At 37.3% G+C, this 3,047-nt stretch carries 2 protein-coding genes; both read left to right on the forward strand.

From position 1 onward, the window contains the following. Nucleotides 1–108: 108 nt before the first annotated feature. On the forward strand, nt 109–1,407 hold the full coding sequence (locus QUA80_RS33255) for a hypothetical protein (RefSeq protein WP_333429159.1): 1,299 nt from the start codon (nt 109–111) through the stop codon (nt 1,405–1,407). After that, a complete protein-coding gene (locus tag QUA80_RS33260) occupies nt 1,404–2,837 on the forward strand; it encodes a hypothetical protein (RefSeq protein ID WP_333151066.1) in 1,434 nt (477 codons plus the stop codon). Before QUA80_RS33255 ends, QUA80_RS33260 begins: the two co-directional genes overlap by 4 nt. Nucleotides 2,838–3,047 lie beyond the last annotated feature (210 nt).

Below are 3,047 nucleotides of genomic sequence, written 5' to 3' on the forward strand. Positions count from 1 at the left end.
AGTCTGGGCATCGATCTGTTCTACCTTCTACATCTACATATAAATGGTAGCTCTATTCACGCCCAAGTGTACTAGTTAAGGATAATTTATACAAATATTTAGATTTCAATGACTAGAAATTTCAAACAGCAATTGCTACAGATGTTATTAAACATACCAGCTACTCAAAGCCTTGTGGAGCGCAAAGCTCTTTTGAATTTCACAGGCTTTAATTATCTAATTCCCCACATTAACTCTCTGGAAAAAAATAGCTTAGCTTTCGTTTCAGAATTGATAGAACTTATATTAGCTGAAGGGAAAGACCAATTATTGATATTTCTTAATAATGTGGTTGATAGTGAGTTTATCGGTTTTGAGACTAAGCAAACACTCAACGCTATAGTTGCAGAAATAGGCTGCCTGGATTCTCAACAATGGAATAGCGAATTTACTGCATCGAATAAAGTTCAAATTCCAGTTACAACTTCTAGCTCATACTATGCTAAAGGTACAGAGACGGTTTACCTCAATTTGTTAGAAATATTTTTCCCTAAACAGCTATACATTTCAGATTTAGTTGTTGAGCGGGAGAAAGTTATTGAAAAGTCCAAAGATTGTCAAATCAAACTTAAGAAAGATGCATCAACACGAGATGTTGCGCGTGCTGCTATCGAGCAAGCAGGGTTAGCTTTTGGAGTGGATTGGATCTGTCATGAAGGAAAAATCGTAACTTTCCATGATTTAAGAGATGATAGCATACCGATTTCGGCAATCGTCGATCGTGGAACAACAACCTCGCTTGACTCTCAGGAGTTTTACAAAAGAGATCGAAACTTTGAGAATGTCTTCAAGTCCTTGTTAGGGCGATGCTTGCAACAAAAGTTATATCGTCAAGATGTTGTGTGGCAACATCAAGAGAAACTGTTCATTTTTGTAGAAATTGATGGGAATGCAATACGGAAAGAGGAATGGTATGGCGAAAAAAAGAGCACTCGAACTGTTTACGAACGGGTGATGAAGAATAATAAGCCAGATGAAATTTTAAGTTGTAAGCACCAAGCATTTCGTACACAATATCGGAGATTTGGTCAAAGCTGGTATCTTACTATTATCCCAGACTGGTTTTTCAGTTTCGACGGATATCGACGTTCATTCTCTGCCAAGGATAAGCTCGATTGGTTGAAGCGAGAGGAGAATAATAAAAACGTTTACAATCATTTGCGGTTTATTGTAGTTTTTTTAAAAACAGAGAAATCTTCAGATCTCTTTGTTACGAGATATACTTACCCTTTTTTAGGGTTTGGTGAACTCATCACTTTTGAAAATGCTCCGCTACTTAATGATGATGACTGGAATCCAAAATCACCCAGCAATGGCAGCCTTAATACTAATGATTGGGAGCAAATAGTATTACCATTAGACTTATGAAATTACACTACATTAAAGAACCTTTATTAGAATTTGGTCAAGGCTCTCACATTTGTCCAAGAGCGGGCATTACGAACTATGATGTTTATGATACGAAACTTAAAATCAGACGCGAACGAGTTCTAGTTGGTGCTGTGGGAACCAGTGATACGCTATCCAAGTTATACGCTTGGTTAGAGAAATGTTCGCAGCCCATTCCTGCCAAACCAGACAGTCGTCAACCTAACCTATTTGTTCCCTTTTGTGGGTTTAAATCCGACTTGGGATTTAAAGCACTCCTAGTAATTGATGAAGAAATTACTCGGGTACTGAATAACTCAGATATTAATGCAATCATTCAGATTAAAGATTGGAATGAACGAGTTTATGCAGCAGTTGAATTATACTATCGCCAAGCTAAATTTTTGGCTCAAAATCGCGTGACTGATGTTATAACCTGCGTTATTCCCACTCGACTATATGACAAAATTTATAAGCAAGAAATAACACCTGTCGAAGAAACATTAGAAAATGAAGAAGATGGTAAAGATGATGTTTTAGAAGTCAACTTTAGGCGGGCGCTAAAAGCTAAAGCAATGTCTCTAGGAAAACCCTTGCAAATCATTAGAGAAACTTCTTTAGGGTCGAATGTAAAAGGTCAGCAGGATGATGCTACAAAAGCTTGGAACTTTTGTACTGCTCTCTATTACAAAACTAATCGAACGGTTCCTTGGAAGCTGGTTACTAATATCAATCGACCCTCCGTATGTTTTGTTGGGATTGGTTTCTATCGAAGTCGCGATCGCAAGGTGTTGAACACGAGTTTAGCCCAAATTTTTGATGAATTAGGCAATAACGTAATTTTGCGAGGAACCCCGGTTAATATCGATAAAAGCGATCGAATACCTCATTTGAATGCAGCACAAGCCTATCAACTCTTAAAGCGCGCTCTAACTGAATATGAAACTGCATTAGATACCTCTCCAGCGCGACTTGTGTTGCATAAATCCTCAAATTACAGCGATGAAGAACTTGATGGCTTTGAGTCAGCAGCAAAGGAAATGCGAATTCGCAAGGTTGATTTTGTCACTATTCTTGACAGTGATTTACGCATCTTACGTGGAAATGAATATCCGTCATACCGAGGTATTCATATTGAATTGAATGAGGAAAATCATTTGCTGTATACCCGTGGCTCCGTCGAACACTACAGAACATATACAGGAAAATATATTCCACAACCCTTGGAGATTCGAGTTGTAAAATCGGATGAATCCCCTGGCGTAATTTGCCAGGAAATTTTAGGTTTAACCAAAATGAATTGGAACAACACTCAATTTGATGGAAAGTATCCAATTACGCTAGCTTGTGCTCGAAAAGTCGGTCAGGTTATGAAATATTTAGGTGCTGATGATGATGAGCCACAGATCAGCTACAGTTTTTATATGTAGTCGATTGCGATATAACCAATGCTAGAAAGCCGCTCTGATTCATTCAAATAATTTAGCTAAAAATCGAAAAAAAAGAGGAGTAAACAGCACATTTATTCCTCTTTACACCTTAAAAATCGTCTAAATTAAATAGCAGGGTAAACGCATCTAAATTAAGTTGACAGAAAATCATTTTTGTGCATAATTTATTTTTTTAAAAAACCATTCTTA

The organism is Microcoleus sp. F4-D5, assembly GCF_036704885.1.
In the GTDB taxonomy this organism is placed as follows: Bacteria; Cyanobacteriota; Cyanobacteriia; order Cyanobacteriales; family Microcoleaceae; genus Microcoleus.